Annotated in this window: 13 protein-coding genes, 1 tRNA gene and 1 pseudogene; 9 read left to right on the forward strand and 6 right to left on the reverse strand. The window is 66.4% G+C overall.

What is annotated here, in order from left to right; translation table 11 throughout:
* Positions 1 to 46: 46 nt before the first annotated feature.
* The 3 genes from LTH96_RS03200 to LTH96_RS03210 are packed head-to-tail and all read left to right on the forward strand — an operon-like array spanning position 47 to position 2,812.
* On the forward strand, positions 47 to 1,132 hold the full coding sequence (locus LTH96_RS03200) for a metal ABC transporter solute-binding protein, Zn/Mn family (protein WP_241464299.1): 1,086 nt from the start codon (positions 47 to 49) through the stop codon (positions 1,130 to 1,132).
* Positions 1,125 to 1,931: an ABC transporter ATP-binding protein gene (locus LTH96_RS03205; RefSeq protein WP_241464300.1), complete on the forward strand. Its 807-nt coding sequence runs from the start codon at positions 1,125 to 1,127 to the stop codon at positions 1,929 to 1,931. Before LTH96_RS03200 ends, LTH96_RS03205 begins: the two co-directional genes overlap by 8 nt.
* On the forward strand, positions 1,931 to 2,812 hold the full coding sequence (locus tag LTH96_RS03210; protein ID WP_370644380.1) for a metal ABC transporter permease: 882 nt from the start codon (positions 1,931 to 1,933) through the stop codon (positions 2,810 to 2,812). Before LTH96_RS03205 ends, LTH96_RS03210 begins: the two co-directional genes overlap by 1 nt.
* Before the next feature lie 3 nt (positions 2,813 to 2,815).
* Here LTH96_RS03210 and LTH96_RS03215 read toward each other — a convergent pair whose 3' ends face one another.
* The gene (locus LTH96_RS03215) at positions 2,816 to 3,241 is read right to left on the reverse strand and encodes a Fur family transcriptional regulator (protein WP_241464302.1); all 426 of its coding nucleotides are present in this window, start codon (positions 3,239 to 3,241) and stop codon (positions 2,816 to 2,818) included.
* Between the two features lie 38 nt (positions 3,242 to 3,279).
* Here LTH96_RS03215 and LTH96_RS03220 point away from each other — a divergent pair, with 38 nt between their 5' ends.
* Complete coding sequence (locus LTH96_RS03220; protein ID WP_241464303.1) at positions 3,280 to 3,714, forward strand: HIT family protein; 435 nt, start codon at positions 3,280 to 3,282, stop codon at positions 3,712 to 3,714.
* 57 nt (positions 3,715 to 3,771) lie between these two features.
* On the opposite strand, the gene hrpA is transcribed toward LTH96_RS03220, so the two are convergent.
* Entirely contained in the window at positions 3,772 to 8,037 is a 4,266-nt protein-coding gene (gene hrpA, locus LTH96_RS03225; RefSeq protein WP_241464304.1) for an ATP-dependent RNA helicase HrpA, read from the reverse strand.
* Between the two features lie 195 nt (positions 8,038 to 8,232).
* Between hrpA and LTH96_RS03230 the strand changes: the two genes are divergently transcribed.
* The 4 genes from LTH96_RS03230 (at position 8,233) to LTH96_RS03245 (ending at position 11,153) form a co-directional block, all read left to right on the forward strand.
* Positions 8,233 to 8,316 (forward strand) — tRNA-Leu (locus tag LTH96_RS03230).
* 233 nt (positions 8,317 to 8,549) lie between these two features.
* Positions 8,550 to 9,755, forward strand: coding sequence for a sulfurtransferase (locus LTH96_RS03235; RefSeq protein WP_241464305.1), 1,206 nt, complete (start codon positions 8,550 to 8,552; stop codon positions 9,753 to 9,755).
* Positions 9,756 to 9,859: 104 nt separating this feature from the next.
* Positions 9,860 to 10,333 carry a hypothetical protein gene (locus tag LTH96_RS03240; protein WP_241464306.1) on the forward strand — a complete coding sequence of 158 codons (474 nt, stop codon included), beginning with the start codon at positions 9,860 to 9,862 and terminating at the stop codon, positions 10,331 to 10,333.
* 37 nt (positions 10,334 to 10,370) lie between these two features.
* Positions 10,371 to 11,153: an alpha/beta fold hydrolase gene (locus LTH96_RS03245; protein ID WP_241464307.1), complete on the forward strand. Its 783-nt coding sequence runs from the start codon at positions 10,371 to 10,373 to the stop codon at positions 11,151 to 11,153.
* Between the two features lie 292 nt (positions 11,154 to 11,445).
* Here the strand turns inward: LTH96_RS03245 and LTH96_RS13170 are convergent, their stop codons facing one another.
* The 4 genes and pseudogenes from LTH96_RS13170 to LTH96_RS13175 form a co-directional block, all read right to left on the reverse strand.
* Complete coding sequence (locus LTH96_RS13170; RefSeq protein ID WP_370644365.1) at positions 11,446 to 11,763, reverse strand: helix-turn-helix domain-containing protein; 318 nt, start codon at positions 11,761 to 11,763, stop codon at positions 11,446 to 11,448.
* Positions 11,763 to 12,239, reverse strand: a complete 477-nt coding sequence (locus LTH96_RS03255; protein WP_241464308.1) for a DUF2975 domain-containing protein — start codon at positions 12,237 to 12,239, stop codon at positions 11,763 to 11,765. Before LTH96_RS03255 ends, LTH96_RS13170 begins: the two co-directional genes overlap by 1 nt.
* 274 nt (positions 12,240 to 12,513) lie before the next feature.
* Positions 12,514 to 13,350, reverse strand: a complete 837-nt coding sequence (locus LTH96_RS03260; RefSeq protein ID WP_241464309.1) for an IS30 family transposase — start codon at positions 13,348 to 13,350, stop codon at positions 12,514 to 12,516.
* Positions 13,351 to 13,417: 67 nt separating this feature from the next.
* Positions 13,418 to 13,693: pseudogene (locus LTH96_RS13175) on the reverse strand (helix-turn-helix domain-containing protein); the annotation flags it as partial.
* Between the two features lie 99 nt (positions 13,694 to 13,792).
* Between LTH96_RS13175 and LTH96_RS03265 the strand changes: the two are divergent.
* Complete coding sequence (locus LTH96_RS03265) at positions 13,793 to 14,773, forward strand: YeeE/YedE thiosulfate transporter family protein (RefSeq protein WP_241464310.1); 981 nt, start codon at positions 13,793 to 13,795, stop codon at positions 14,771 to 14,773.
* Positions 14,774 to 14,785: the final 12 nt, after the last annotated feature.

Here is a 14,785-nt window from a genome sequence, read left to right on the forward strand (position 1 = left end):
GCTGCTCACGCCCCGGCAGCGCCTCCCCACGACGAAAGTACGATCCATGCCCGCGCCACGTCTGCTTCCCTCCGCCGCCCTGCTGGGCGCCACGACCCTGTTGCTCAGCGCCTGCACCGGCTCGGCGGGCTCGCCCGACGAGGACGGTGGCGCCGCGGCAGACCAGGGCGAGACGCTGAGCGTGGTCACCTCCACCGACGTCTACGCCGACCTGGCCCAGCAGATCCTCGGCGACACCGCCGAGGTCACCGCGCTGGTGGACAACGCCGCGGCGGACCCGCACTCCTACGAGGCCACCCCGCAGGATCGGTTGACCGTGGACGGCGCCGACGTGATCCTCGCCAACGGCGGCGGGTATGACCCCTTCCTCACCCGTCTGGCCGCCACCTCAGGCAAGGAGGACGCGGTCTATCAGCTCATCGAGGGCGAGAATGCCCACGCCGAGGAGGACGAAGGGGAAGACGCCGCGGACGACCACGCTGACGACGAGCACGACGACGACCGTGCTGAGGACGACCACGACGACGACCAGGCTGAGGACGACCACGCCGAGGACGACCAGGCTGAGGATGCGCACGAGGGACACGGCCACTCCGACGATTTCGTCAACGAGCACATCTGGTATGACCTCGCCGCGATGAGCGACTTCGCCCGGGGCTTCCATGAGCACATGGCCGAGATCTCCCCGGAGAACGCCGAGCTCTACCAGGACAACGCCGCCGCCCTCGCCGAGGAGATCGACGCCATGGATCAGCGGAACCGGGCCATCAACGCCGACGGGATGAGCTTCCTCGCCACCGAGGCCGTCTCGCAGTTCCTGCTCACCGACGCCGGCTTCGAAGACGCCACCGACCCGCAGTTCCTCGCCGCGATCGAACACGGTGACGACGTCTCGGCCCGGCTCTACCAGCAGGCGCTGAGCGCCGCCGCCGATCAGGAGATCGATCTGCTCTCCTATAACCCGCAGACCGAGACCAACCAGTCCGCGCAGATCCGAGAGGCCGCCGAGGACGCCGGCGTCGCCGTCCTGGACTTCAACGAGACCATCGGCGACGAGCACGACTCCTACCTGGAGTGGATGGACGCCAACATCACCGCCGTCGAGACTCTGGTCGAGGAGTCGCGTGGCTGACCCGCTGGTGACGCTGCGCGACGCGAGCGTCGGGTTCAGCGGCCGCACCCTCTGGGAGGGTCTGGACCTTGATCTGGCTCCGGGTGAGTTCCTCGCCGTGCTGGGGCCCAACGGGGCCGGGAAGTCGACGTTCCTGAAGGTCCTGCTGGGACTGACCAGACTCACCTCCGGATCGGCAGAGATCGCCGGTGCCCCGGTGCGCCGCGGCAGCAGCCGGGTCGGCTACATCCCGCAGCAGCAGACCATGCCCGAAGAGACCCCGCTGCGCGCCCGCGACATGGTCGCGCTGGGTCTGGACGGGCACCGATTCGGCATCCGACTGCACCCCCGCGCGCTGCGCCGCCGCGTCGATGAGCTGCTCGAGGCAGTGGGCGCCACCGCCTATGCGGACATGCCGGTGGGCCTGCTCTCCGGCGGGGAGCAGCAGCGACTGCGCGCCGCCCAGGCGCTGGCCTCGAACCCCGCCGTGCTGCTCTGCGACGAGCCGCTGCACTCGCTGGATCTGCACCATCAGCAGGCCGTCACCGAACTCATCCGACGCCAGGCCGTGGAGCGCGGCTCCGCGGTGGTCTTCGTGACCCACGAGATCAACCCGGTGATCGAACACGTCGACCGGGTGCTCTACTTCGCCCGCGGACAATACCGGATCGGCACCACCGCCGAGGTGATGCGCTCCGAGGTGCTCTCCGAGCTGTACGGCTCCTCGGTGGACGTCATCGAGCACAAGGGACGGCTTCTGGTCATGTCCGCCCATGACGAGGGATGCCACCACCACCCCGAGGAGCTGGCGCTGCCATGATGGAGACGCTGACCGGCTCATTCACCACCGAAGGCTATTGGGAGCTGTTCTCCCTGGTCCGGAACTCGGTGATCACCGCCGGTGTGCTCGGCCTGATGGGCGGCCTGATCGGGGTCTTCATCATGCTCCGCCGGACCGCTCTGGTGGTCCACGGCATCGCCGAGATCTCCTTCGCCGGAGCGGCCCTGGCGCTGCTCATCGGAGTCGACGTCGTCGCCGGTTCAGCGCTGGGCGCCGTCGCAGCCTCGGTGCTGATCGGGGTGCTCAGCCTGAAGGACCGAGACACCTCCGCCGTGACCGGGGTGCTGATGCCCTTCGGACTCGGACTCGGCATCCTCTTCCTCTCGCTCTACCAGGGGCGCAGTGCGAACAAGTTCGGGCTGCTCACCGGGCAGATCGTCGGCGTGGACGACATCCAGACGCAGACCCTGGTGACCGGCGCCGTGGTGATCAGCATCGTGCTGCTGCTGATCTGGCGCCCACTGATGTTCGCCTCGGTGGACCCGCAGCTGGCCCGGGCCCGCGGGGTCCGGGTCAACCTGCTCTCCATGGTGTTCATGGTGCTGCTCGGCGTCGCGGTGGCGATGTCGGTCCAGGTGGTCGGGGCGCTGCTGGTGCTCGCGCTGCTGGTGGTGCCGGCGGCGGCAGCGCTGAAGGTCACGGTGCGTCCGTATCTGGCAGTGCTGCTCTCGATGCTCTTCGCGCTGATCTCCTCGGTGGGCGGGATCATGCTCGCGATCACCGGCACGGTGCCGATCAGCCCCTACATCACCACGATCTCCTTCATGATCTACGTGGTCTGTGTGCTCGTCGGCCGCGGCGGTCGCAACCGCCGACGCCAAGCCGCAGCCGTGCTGACCGGCTGGCCGCTGACCGCCTGAGCCTCAGCTGCGGGCGATGGCGGCGCAGCTGGCGCAGAGCCCGAAGATCTCCAGCGTGTGCCGGACATCGGTGAAGTGGTGCTCCTGCGCGAGCGTGGTCGCCCAGTCCTCGATGACGGGGGCCTCGAACTCAACGGTGAGGCCGCAGGAGCGGCACACCAGGTGATGGTGGTGCTCCTCGCGCTCACAGAGCCGGAAGATCGCCTCACCGTCGTCGGGGCGCAGCACGTCGACGAGTCCCTCTTCCTGATGTGACTGCAGCACCCGGTACACCGTGGCCAGGGAGACCTTCTCGCCGCGACCGTCGAGGATCTTGTGCAGATCCTGGGCGCTAACGAAATCGTCGAGGGAGTGCAGGGCGGCCCATACGGCACGTTTCTGTCGCGTGGATCTGCCGCGTGCCGGAGGGGTGGAGGTTCTCTCGTTCATGCTCGCTCCAGACTAGCAGTCAGGCTTAGAGTAGATGCATGAGCACAGTCTTCAGCAAGATCATTGCAGGTGAGATCCCGGGCCGCTTCGTCTGGCAGGACGAGACCTGCGTCGGGTTCCTGTCCATCGCCCCGATGGCCTACGGGCACACACTGGTGGTGCCGCGGCAGGAGGTGGACAAGTGGACCGATGCAGAGGGCTCTCTGATGGCGCACCTGTTCCAGGTGGCGCACCGGATCGGCAAGGCCCAGGTCGAGGCCTTCGGCTCCCAGCGGGCCGGGCTGAGCATCGCCGGCTTCGAGGTGCCGCACCTGCATCTGCATGTCTGGCCGTCGAACTCGATGTCCGATCACAGCTTCGCCCATGCCGACGACGACCCGGACCAGTCCCGGATGGACGAGTCCGCCGAGAAGCTGCGGGTGGCGCTGCGCCTGATGGGCGACGCCGAGCACGTCCCCGCCGAGAAGGACTGACCCACCGGCCCAGCGGCCAAGAAGTCCAGCGGCCAGGACGTCCAGCGGCTCAGAAGCTCAGGGGCGCGAAGTCTTGATCGCGCGGCGGATACGCTTGACCGAGACCGTCTGCGCGGTGCCCAGCTGCTGGGCGAAGAGGTTCACCCGAAACTCCTCGAGCATCCATTTCACCTGCGCGAGCTCCGCGGGCACCGGCAGCTGCGCCGGGACTGCCTCCAGCGCGGCGTCGTACTCATCCTCCAGCTCCTGGACCGCCGCCATGTCTTGGGCGTCCCGGGTCAGCCCCTGTCCTGACTCCAGCCGATCCAGCCGGGTCTTCATCGCCTGCAGGTAGCGCGGCATATGCTGCAGCTGCGCCTGGCCGGTGGCGGTGACGAAGCCGGGGTGGACCAGCTGCTGGAGCTGGGCGGTCATATCGCTTCGCGCGGCCTTCAGCGCCGGGGAGCTGACCCGCTCCAGGCGTGAGCCGAGCTCTGTGGAGAGGCTCAGGACCTGCGCGAGCACATCGGTGAGCCGCAGCACCGTCTCGATCAGCTCGGCCCGGCAGTTCCGGGCGATCACCTCGAACTCCGCCTCGCGGTAGGGCAGCTGCACGGGCACCAGGTGAGCCAGCGCCGCCGTCGTCGCATCGGAGACCAGCGATTCCACGGTGCCGTGCGGCGACTGGCTGAACGCCAGCCGCTCCCGGTTGCTCAGATGATCCAGCACATAGCGCTGCGGGGAGGGGAGCACCTCGCGCAGCAGCGCGACGACGCCGGTCCGGTGGACCCGGGCCTGCTCGGCGGCGGAGTCCTGGATCGTGTAGGAGACGCCCTGGGCGGTCTGCTTCGCAGAGTCGGCCCCGGCACCGTTGCCGACGCTGCCGGCCGGAGCCAGGGCGGGATAGCCGATGATCTGGCGCCCGGAGACCACCGTGGTGATCTCCTGGGGCAGATCCCCGAAGGTCCACGAGGTCTGCTGCTGCCTGCCCGCCGGGACAGAGGCTGCGGGCTTCTGCGGCTTCTTGCCGCGACCGTTACGGGTCTGCGCGGCGGCGCCGGACGGAGCCGAAGACCCGGACGGAACCGAAGACCTGGACTGAGCCTGCGATGCAGCGCCGGGGCGACCCGGCTGCGGTGCTGGCTGCCGGCCGTCGGCGGTCTGCTCCTCCGAGAGGCTGCGCCCGATGGCCTCGCGGTTCTCCCCGGAGAACCGGATCTGGAGCTCACGCAGATCGAAGCCGCTGTCCAGGACCCGGCCGCGCTCACTGATCACCGCGAAGGTGAACCGCAGGTGCTCGGGCAGCGCGCTGGTGTCGAAGACCTCCGGATCGACCACATGTCCCTTGAGCTGGCGCAGCACCGCGGCCAGCGAGCCGGTCAGCGAGTCCACGCCCGGGGTGAAGTCCTGCTCCAGCCCGGCGCGGGCCTTCGCGGCGACGTCGGGGGCGGGGACGAAGTTCTTCCGCACCGGTTTGGGCATGTTGCGGATCAGCGCGGTGATCAGCTCGGTGCGCAGCCCGGGGATCAGCCAGTCGAAGCGCTCGGGCTGGAGCTGGTTCAGGAACACCACAGGGACCCGCACCGTGACGCCGTCGGCCGCCGCGCTGGGGGAGGAGCCGGACTCGGCGGTGTATCGGGTGGGGTTGAACTCGTACTGCAGCTCGAGCGCCAGCCCGTCGTGATCGAAGTGCTCCGGGTAGGAGTCGATGTCCAGCTCGTCGGCCGCCTGCGCCATGAGCTCGACGTCGGTGAGGTCCAGCAGCTCAGGGGTTGTGATGCGCTGGTTCTTCCACCAGGAGTCGAAGTGCCGCTGCGAGACGATGTTCTCCGGGATCCGCGCGTCGAAGAAGTTGAACAGCTCCTCATCCGAGGCGCGCAGGTCCTTGCGGCGAGTGCGGTTCTCGAGCTCGTCGAGCTCGGCGAAGCGCTCCCGGTTGCGCCGGTCGAAGTGGTGCCGGGTGGACCAGTCCCCGTCGACCAGGGCACGCTGGATGAACAGCTCGCGGCTGTATTCGGGGTCGACCTTGGAGTAGAGCACCTGCCGGTCAGCGATCACCGGGACCCCGAAGAGGGTGACCTTCTCGGTGGCCACCACGGCGCCCTGGCGGGCGGACCAGCGCGGCTCCGAATGGCTGGTCTTCACCAGGTGCGGGGCGAGCTCCTCCACCCACGCGGGGTCGATCTTCGCCACCGAGCGCGCCCAGAGCCGGGAGGTCTCCACCAGCTCGCTGGCCATCACCCAGTCGTGGTTCTTCTTGAACAGGTGCGAACCCGGGAACACCGCGAAGCGGGTCCCGCGGGCACCCTGATAGTCCCGGGTGCGGGGATTGTAGAGACCCACATGGCTGAGCAGCCCGGAGAGCAGCGACTGGTGGATCTGGTCATGCTTAGCCGCAGGATCCACCGCGGGCAGCTTCTTGCCCCGGCGCCCGGAGGAAGCATGACGCCGGCCGGAGCCCTTTCCGCTGAACTCCACCTGATCGGCGATCTCGGTGAGCTGGCTGACCAGCTCCTGCCATTCCCGCACGCGCAGGTAGTTCAGATGTTCGCGGTGACAGAGCTTCCTGAACTGGTTGCCCGAGAGCTCGGTCTGCTTGTCCTGCAGGTAGCGCCAGAGGTTCAGCAGCGCGGAGAAGTCGGAGTTCTCATCCTTGAACCGGGAGTGGAGCTCATCGGCCTGCGCCCGCTTCTCGGCCGGACGCTCCCGGGGATCCTGGATCGAGAGCGCCGCGGTGAGCACCGTGACCTCGGGCAGGCAGTCCCGGCGGGCCGCCTCGACCATCATCCGGGCCATCCGCGGGTCCACCGGCAGCTGGGAGAGCATCCGCCCCACAGGGGTCACGGCGCTGGTGCCGCGACCCTTCCTGCCACCCGCCTGGGATCCTGAGTCGGCTCTGAGGCTCAGCGCGCCGAGCTCGGTGAGCAGCCGGACGGCGTCGTTGACCGCCTTGGAGTCGGGCTTCTGCACGAAGGGGAAGTCCAGCAGATCTTCGGGGGTCCGCGTGATGCCCATGGAGGACATCTGCAGCAGCACCGAGGCCAGGGAGGTGCGCAGGATCTCGGGATCGGTGAAGGCCGGTCGGGAGTCGAAGTCCTCCTGTGAGTACAGCCGGATGGCGATGCCGTCGCTGGTCCGTCCGGACCGGCCGGAGCGCTGATTGGCGCTGGCCTGAGAGATCGCTTCGATGGGCAGCCGCTGCACCTTCGTCCGGGTGGAGTAGCGCGAGATCCTGGCGGTGCCGGTGTCGATCACATACTTGATCCCGGGCACCGTCAGGGAGGTCTCCGCCACATTGGTGGCCAGCACGATCCGGCGGCGGCCGCCGGGGGAGAAGACCCGCTTCTGCTCCGCCATGGAGAGCCGGCCGAAGAGCGGGAGTATCTCCGAGCCGCGCAGCCGTCGGTCCGCCGCGATGGTCTCGGTGAGCGCCTCCGCCGCGTCGCGGATCTCGCGCTCCCCGGGGAAGAAGATCAGCACGTCGCCGTCGGGTTCGGCGCTGAGTTCCAGCACCGCGTCGCTGACCGCGTCGAGGAGATCCCGCTCCTCATCGGCCGCGGCCGGGACCTTGGCACCTGGCTGCGAGCCGCGCTGGGGTGTGCGCTGGGGGATGCGCGAGTCGCCGTCCTCGGTCTCACCGAAATGCTCGGACTCGTCGAAGTCCTCGAGCTCCGCCTCTGGGTTCACCGGGCGGTATCGGATCTCCACCGGATAGGTGCGTCCGGAGACCTCGATGATGGGCACGTCGGAGGTCTCCCGGGTCCAGTTCTCCGGGTCCGGGCTGAAATGCCGGGCGAAGCGCTCCGGGTCGATCGTGGCCGAGGTGACGATCACCTTGAGGTCAGGCCGGGAGGGCAGCAGTCGACGCAGGTAGCCCAGGATCACGTCGATGTTGAGGCTTCGCTCGTGGGCCTCGTCGATGATGATGGCGGAGTAGCGCTGCAGGTTCGGGTCGCGCTGGATCTCCGCGAGCAGGATGCCATCGGTCATCAGCTTCACTGCGGTGGACCCGGAGACCTCGGCGTTGAACCTCACCTGGTAGCCGATGTCGCGCCCCACCGAGGTGCCCAGCTCCTCGGCCAGCCGCTCGGCCACGGTGCGGGCGGCCAGGCGGCGCGGCTGAGTGTGGCCGATCATCCCCTGGTTGTGCAGCCCGAGCTCCAGGACCATCTTCGGCAGCTGGGTGGTCTTGCCGGAGCCGGTCTCCCCGGCGACGACGATGACCTGGTGGTCGGTGAGGGCCTTCAGGATGCGTTCGCGCTCGCCGCTGACCGGAAGCGCAGGGGGATAGGCGAGGTCCTCGGGGGACCAGGACTCGCGGCGGGCTGTTCTGGGCTCAGACATAACCCTCCAATACTAGGGTTGATGCGGGGCGCGGCTGGCAACGCCGGGCGGGCGCAGCCAGGTGAGCCGCCCGGGGGTCCCTGCGGCAGCCCGGCGATTAGGCATCCGGTCCAGATTATGGGTAATATGTTTCTCGCTGCCGGGGAGCGATCGCCGGTTGTGAGACAGGCCCGAAAGAGCCTGAACAGCAGGTATGCGCGAGTGGCGGAATAGGTAGACGCGCTGGCTTCAGGTGCCAGTGCCTTCACGGGCGTGGGGGTTCAAGTCCCCCCTCGCGCACAGAGTATCGAACAGAGGCGAAGGCTCCGTCTCCGATGATCACGATCATCGGAGACGGAGCCTTCGCTGTGTCCGGACCTCCTTTTCCTGCATCGGTGCGGGTTCTTGGGCATGGCGCATCCACGGCGCCCGCAAAGAATGTGCCTCTATGTGAACGAAAAGTTGTACATAGTTGAAGATAATGTCTCATAGTGGTGCTCAGCACACTTCGTCCCACTACGAGAGGCGCACCGATGAGCACCGATGAGACGACTGCCGGGCCAGCGGCCCCGGCGCCGAAGAAATCCCCGGGCAAGACCGTGATCGCCGTGGTCGCCGCGACGGCACTGGCCGGGACGGCTGGCTTCGTGGTGGCGAACTCCACGGGAGATGACCCGGCAAGCGGCTCGTCCACCGCATCCGGGGCCACCGCATCCGGGGCCGCCGAGACCGGCGACGGCGAGACCGCCACCACGGTCGTGGCCGTGGACATTCCGGGGGAGAATCGCGGGTTCGACGACGTCCACACCGATGAGCCGCTGGTCAGCACCGACTGGCTGGCTGAACGCCTCGATGAGGGAGACTTCCACGAGCAGGACATCGTGCTGCTGGACGTCTCGGAGGACCTGCCCAGTTCCGAGCTCACCCCATACGCCGAGGCGCACATCCCGCAGGCACAGTATGTGGAATGGTCTCAGGAGTTCACCGCGCCGAACACTCGTGAGTCCATCTCCGCCGAAGCGTTCACCGAGCTGGCCCAGTCGCTGGGCATCAATGAGGACTCGACCGTGGTCCTCTACGGGGACAACAACAACTGGTTCGCCGCCTACGCCTCCTGGGTGTTCAACCTCTACGGCGTCGAAGACGTGGTGCTGCTCGACGGAGGTCTGCACAGATGGGAGCTCTATGACGAGCGCAAACTCGTCGAAGAGGTTCCCGCGGTTCCGGCGGGGAACTTCCAGGCCAGTCCGCAGAACCACGACATCCGCGCCTTCCAGCCTGAGGTGCTCGAGGTTGCGGAGCAGAACACCGAGGCCGACGGCGACGCCGTGGCCGCCGTCAACCTGGTCGACATCCGTTCGGCCGAGGAGCACGACGGCGAGGTCGGCGTGGACCCCGACATCTTCCAGGGCGAGGGCGCCGCGGTCTGGGGACACATCCCCGGCTCCGTGAACGTCACCTGGACCCAGATCGTCGACGAGGAGACCGGAGAGTTCCTCCCCGCCGAGGAGATCCGCAGCATCTACGAAGCGGCCGGGGTGGACTTCCAGAACCCGATCATCGCCTACTGCCGGATCGGGGAGTGCGCCTCCCACACCTGGTACGCGCTGAGCCAGATCCTCGGCGAAGACGTCGAGGTCTACGACGGCTCCTGGTCGGAATGGGGCAACAGCGTTGGGGTGCCGGTGGCGAACAGCTCCGGGCAGCGCGCCGGACTCTGGGGCCAGTCCGGAGACTGACCTCTGCCACGTGACCTCTGAGCGTGGAACATCTGAGCGTGGAACATCTCAGGAACCGGGCCCGCCGCGGTGGGCCCGGTTCCCCTGTGCAGGAAGGGAACCTCATGACCGTCGACGTCAGAGCAGACCGAGAGCTGGGCTGGACCCGTGCGGACACCGTCCGCACCACGATCGCGGTCGCAGTCGCAGCGGTGCTGCTGGGACTGGCCTGGTATCTCTCCGCCACGGAGGGGGAGGGGGCCGGTGGCTCCAACGCCGCCCTGATGCTGCTCGTCGGTGCAGGGCTGGGCATCCTGTTCGAGCGCGGCCGGTACTGCTTCTTCTGGGTGGGCTCAACCGATCAGTGCACCGCCCTTGGCTTCGAGATTAGCGCGGACGAGGCAGGACACTTTAATGGGCGCAACTTCTGGAACACAGACGCGCCGGTTCCTGCTGGGTTGAACGGCTGGGGGTGGAAGTCGTCCCACATCCAAGGAACTGAGACGGCTCTCAGGGCATCGCCAGACCACGTGACTTCCTTCGCCGCTGGTGCTCTGGCGACCTGGCACGGCTGGCCCCGGAGGCGGAGCGGTCGCTGAGACGGTTCGACCCCGAACCCCGCCGTACACTGATCGGATGAGTCTTCACCATGTCCGAAGAGGCAACGGAAGCCCCCTACTGCTGGTGCACGGCCTCGGGGCTGGTTGGCACTCCTGGGATCCGATCATCGACGCCTTGGCCGAGCACCGTGAGATCATCGCGGTCGACCTACCCGGATTCGGCCAGACACCGCCGCTACCAGGCGAGGTGTCGATCGCCACACTTGCCGATTCGGTGGCGCAATTCATCGGCGAGCAGGGCCTGGACGGTGTGGCCACTGCCGGGCAGTCGATGGGTGGACGGATCGTGCTTGAGCTCGCCAGACGCGGAGTCGGTGGTGACACCGTGGCATTGGACCCTGGGGGCTTCTGGAGCGACCGCGAGCTGGCGGTCTTTGGCTATACACTTCGACCCTCGATCGCCCTGGTCCGTGCTTTGCGCGGCGTCCTGCCGACACTGTTGGGCAATCGCGTCAGTCGGACCGCGCTGCTCGCGCAGTTCTCAGCCCACCCGTGGTCGCTGACGCAGCAGACGGTGCTGCCCGACCTGCTCGGGTTGGCCGATGCTCCAGCGACGGATGCAGCGCTGGACGCGCTCACGAAGGGGCCCAAGCAGCAGGGCGCTTCGCTCGGGAAGGTTCCCGGTCGCGTCACCATCGGGTGGGGACGTCGAGACCTCGTCACCGTTCCGCGGCAGGCCCATCGCGCTGTTGCGGCGTTCCCCGATGCGACCCTGCACTGGTTCCCCCGGTGCGGACACTTCCCGCAATGGGACGCGCCGCACGAGGCAGTGGAGCTCATCCTGACCGGTACTCACTGACACATGCTCGAACCACCTCCATCGACGCTGCGCGCGCATCCGCGGCCGAACTCGAAGAAAAGGTGGTCGCCGCCTCCTTCAGACAGGAGGGGCGTATCATCACCTTTTACCAATCTGAGTCGACGGGTAACGAGGCAAAGAGGATTCGTGTCTCATTAACCTTAGGTTGATGAGACGTCAACGTTAGTCGTGGGACCACGATGAATGGCGCGATAAGGGCCCCTAGAGCCAGCTCTCCGAGAGTGATTCGGATGACGAGAAACTGTGGCTTGGTCAGGCGTGGACCCTTCTTCTAGTTCTGCGGCCGAGCGGCGGAAGGGTTCTCTGGTTCATCCACGGGAGACCCTTTGCCGGTGTCCTTGGCTCTCATTGCAGGTGCTTTCCGTACCTCTTTAGTGGTGGGTTCGTGGTTCTCCCGGCGCAGCAGGTCGCCAGGTTCACAGTCGAGGGCTTCGCAGAGTGCTTCCAGGGTGGAGAACCTGATGGCCCGAGCATGATTGTTCTTCAATATCGAGATGTTGGCAGGAGTGATTCCGACCTTCTCGGCCAACTCGCCCACTGACATTTGGCGTTCGGCGAGCATGACATCGATGGCGACCCTGATGGCCATCAGACGACCCCCGCCAGTTCGCTGCGGTAGTCGATCGCCTGGGCCAACAGGCCGCGCATGACCGCGAGAAGCAACAAGAGTGACACTCCCAGTGCCACGGCGCCACCCAGCCCGAGCAGCGCCGGAGGACCGCCGACCTGGACAATGAATATCAGGTGGACGAAAACCGATGCGGCCAATGCGGTGGAGACGATCAGCGCAACGATGATGACGTTGACCCATTTCAACGCAGACCTATCGAAGATCCGGTCCTTCGACACCATCGATGCGAGGCGCCACGTAGCGACCAACCCGACTTGGACTCCCACGATGGCGGCGATCGCGAGAATCGCGTAGGACATGGTCAGCGGTTCAATCTCAGGAAACACCTCTCCGGCACTTCGTGCGTTGACAGGGATCGCCACCTGGACGATGAGACTTCCCAGCAGCAGAAGGCCTATAGCAGCTCGTAGCGCGGTCGAGTAAAGAGTAGACATATATTGAGTATCAGGCGATTCATATTGTTAGTCAATAGAGGGAGGTTTCGCGCTAATGGTGTCCTGGTCGCGAGTTTCGATCTTGGGCGGACAGTAGGGGTTTCAGCGTCATCGCCCTGTGATGGGTTCTCCGCGGACTCGCACGGTGGAATCGTGGCGGTCGTTGCGACAGTGCCATCCTTCTTGCTGGCTGTGACTGTGGAGAACCGCTTCACGTGGGTCGAGATTCAACGCCTCTCGACCTGTCTCAAGTATCTGTGGTGGGCTCAACCGATCAGTGCACCGCCCTTGGCTTCGAGATTAGCGCGGACGCACCCTGATCGACATGCCAAGTCCTGATGAGGTCGTTCGAACTGGACCAATCCAGGACATGTCGAGGTCGATCATTGAGTCGTCCGGCGATCTCGTTGAGCTCGTCAGGAGTGAAGCGTCGAAGATCAGATCCTTTGATGAGGTATTGCCGCAGCAACCGGTTGGTGTTCTCGTTCGACCCCCGTTGCCATGGACTCCCCGGGGCGCAGAAGTAAACATCCATGCTCAGATCCTTGGAGAGCTGCGCATGCTCTGCCATTTCCCGACCTCGGTCCCACGTCAATGACCGGCGCACCTCCTCGGGAATCTCACCCAGAGCAGCTGTGAGCGCGAGCCTCACAGCGTCGGCCTTGTACCCGTTCGGCAGCGGGACGATCTTCAAGAACCGGGTACTTCGTTCCACCAGAGTCGCGACCACCGAAGGCCGTTTCCCCATCACAAGGTCACCCTCCCAGTGCCCGACTTCAACACGGTTCTCGACTGATGCGGGACGGGCACTGATGGGCACCATGTTCTTCAGGCGACCACGCCCCGATGGTTGGACGCGTCGCCGCGGCCGACGAACGGTGCGCCCAGACCGTAAATGCTGGGATGTGCCTCGATCGAGTTCACGCCGATAGACGTAGTAGATCGACCGGTAGATCGCCTCGTGCGATAGCCGCATGCTCTGATCATCGGGGTAGGCCTTCTTCAGCCAGGCAGAGATCTGTTCTGGAGACCAGTCCAGTTCCAGCTTCGCTCTGACCACCTGCAATAGTGCGGGCTTTTCCCTGAGCCTGGTGACTTTCGGTCGTTTCACTCGAATACCCTGCGGCGTGCTCGGCCGCAGCGGCGCGATAGGCCAGGCGCCCGCCGTTCCTTGTGAGTTCTCTGGAGATGGTGGAATGCGGACGGTTCAGGGCCGCTGCGATTTTGCGTAGCGACCAACCAGCGGCGATTCCTCTCGAGATCTCTTCGCGCTCGTCGTGGGCGAGGTGCCGGCGGTCTCGTTGAGACGGCTTCGGTCTGATGCCTCCGTGACTTCGGAGGAAGTATTGGATGACGTGGGCGCGTTGCCCAACCCTGTCAGCGACTCGTTGGAAGGACTCGCCCTCTCGCCAACCGTCCCAGATGGCCTGCTGTTGCTCTGGTGTGAACTCCATGCGCACCTCCACCACTCATTTTGCCGAGTAGCGGTGCATTCACCGGTTGAGGCCACCTGCGTATTCCGAGACCTCTTCGAGAAGCATGACAGCAGAGGGATGTACGCGATCCTGGTCTCGATCGCTGTCGGCACGATCGGCTACGCGGTGATCTTCTCCACCCGGATTCCCACGCCCACCGCGGACAACGTGCCGACGGACGCGCATATCGCCCCGGTCTCGCTGGCGCTGGTCATCGCCGGACTCTCCTTCGGGCTGGGCATGGTGATCTCCGGGGGCTGCATCGCCGGGCACCCGTACCGTCTCCCGGAGGGTCACCTGCGGTCCATACCGGCCCTGCTCGGCGTCGTCCTGGGCTTCGGTCTCGGGTTCCTCAGCTGGGACACCATGTACTCCCGGTTCATCCTCGGCTCCCCGGCCACCTGGCTGGCGGCGGACAACGGGTACGCGCTCGCGGTACTGCTGCAGCTCGGCGTGCTGGTGTGCCTGGGTGTCTGGCTGCTGCGCTGGAACCCGCCGGTCCAAGGTCGAGGCGACCGGACGGTGGACGCCACCGAAGTTCGACGGCTCGTGTTCTTCAAGCGCTGGCCGGCGCTGTTCACCGGCTCCAGTGTCGGAATCCTGGCGATTCTGGCCTACTACAAGGACCAGCCGCTGGGGGTCACCCAGCAGATCTCCTCGATGACCCGGACGTCCATGACCGAGGCCGGCTGGATGGAGCGCCTCATGCCGGGGCTCGACGAGCGCCTGGCCGGATGCGTGGCCATCATGGTCGACACCATCACCACCAACGGCTGGCTGATCGTCGGGATCGTATTGGCTTCGCTGGCCGTGGCGCTGCCGGGTCGGTGCGTGCGGCTCGAGAAGACCACGGCGTTCAACTCGGTCACCGCCCTCGGCGGAGGGGTGCTGCTGGGGTGGGGTGCGATGATCGGGCTGGGCTGCACCATCGGGGTCCTGCTCTCCGGGACGCAGGCGCTCGCGCTCTCCGGATGGGTGTTCGGCGCGGCGATGGTCCTCGCGGCCGGCCTGGGGTTCCGCTTCGGCCTGCACCGGAAGGCTGCGCCGGGGGTGTTCTGAGCGCCCCGGGAT

It is taken from the genome of Nesterenkonia sp. LB17 (genome assembly GCF_022565915.1).
GTDB lineage: Bacteria > Actinomycetota > Actinomycetes > Actinomycetales > Micrococcaceae > Nesterenkonia.

What these genes read in the sequence shown, in the direction of transcription:
- LTH96_RS03235 (WP_241464305.1), top strand. Translation starts at nt 8,550, where the DNA reads ATGAGCACCGATGAGACGACTGCCGGGCCAGCGGCCCCGGCGCCGAAG.
- LTH96_RS03200 (WP_241464299.1), top strand. Translation starts at nt 47, where the DNA reads ATGCCCGCGCCACGTCTGCTTCCCTCCGCCGCCCTGCTGGGCGCCACG.
- hrpA (WP_241464304.1), bottom strand. Translation starts at nt 8,037, where the DNA reads ATGTCTGAGCCCAGAACAGCCCGCCGCGAGTCCTGGTCCCCCGAGGAC.
- LTH96_RS03255 (WP_241464308.1), bottom strand. Translation starts at nt 12,239, where the DNA reads ATGTCTACTCTTTACTCGACCGCGCTACGAGCTGCTATAGGCCTTCTG.
- LTH96_RS03245 (WP_241464307.1), top strand. Translation starts at nt 10,371, where the DNA reads ATGAGTCTTCACCATGTCCGAAGAGGCAACGGAAGCCCCCTACTGCTG.
- LTH96_RS03215 (WP_241464302.1), bottom strand. Translation starts at nt 3,241, where the DNA reads ATGAACGAGAGAACCTCCACCCCTCCGGCACGCGGCAGATCCACGCGA.
- LTH96_RS03210 (WP_370644380.1), top strand. Translation starts at nt 1,931, where the DNA reads ATGGAGACGCTGACCGGCTCATTCACCACCGAAGGCTATTGGGAGCTG.
- LTH96_RS03220 (WP_241464303.1), top strand. Translation starts at nt 3,280, where the DNA reads ATGAGCACAGTCTTCAGCAAGATCATTGCAGGTGAGATCCCGGGCCGC.
- LTH96_RS03240 (WP_241464306.1), top strand. Translation starts at nt 9,860, where the DNA reads ATGACCGTCGACGTCAGAGCAGACCGAGAGCTGGGCTGGACCCGTGCG.
- LTH96_RS13170 (WP_370644365.1), bottom strand. Translation starts at nt 11,763, where the DNA reads ATGGCCATCAGGGTCGCCATCGATGTCATGCTCGCCGAACGCCAAATG.
- LTH96_RS03265 (WP_241464310.1), top strand. Translation starts at nt 13,793, where the DNA reads ATGTACGCGATCCTGGTCTCGATCGCTGTCGGCACGATCGGCTACGCG.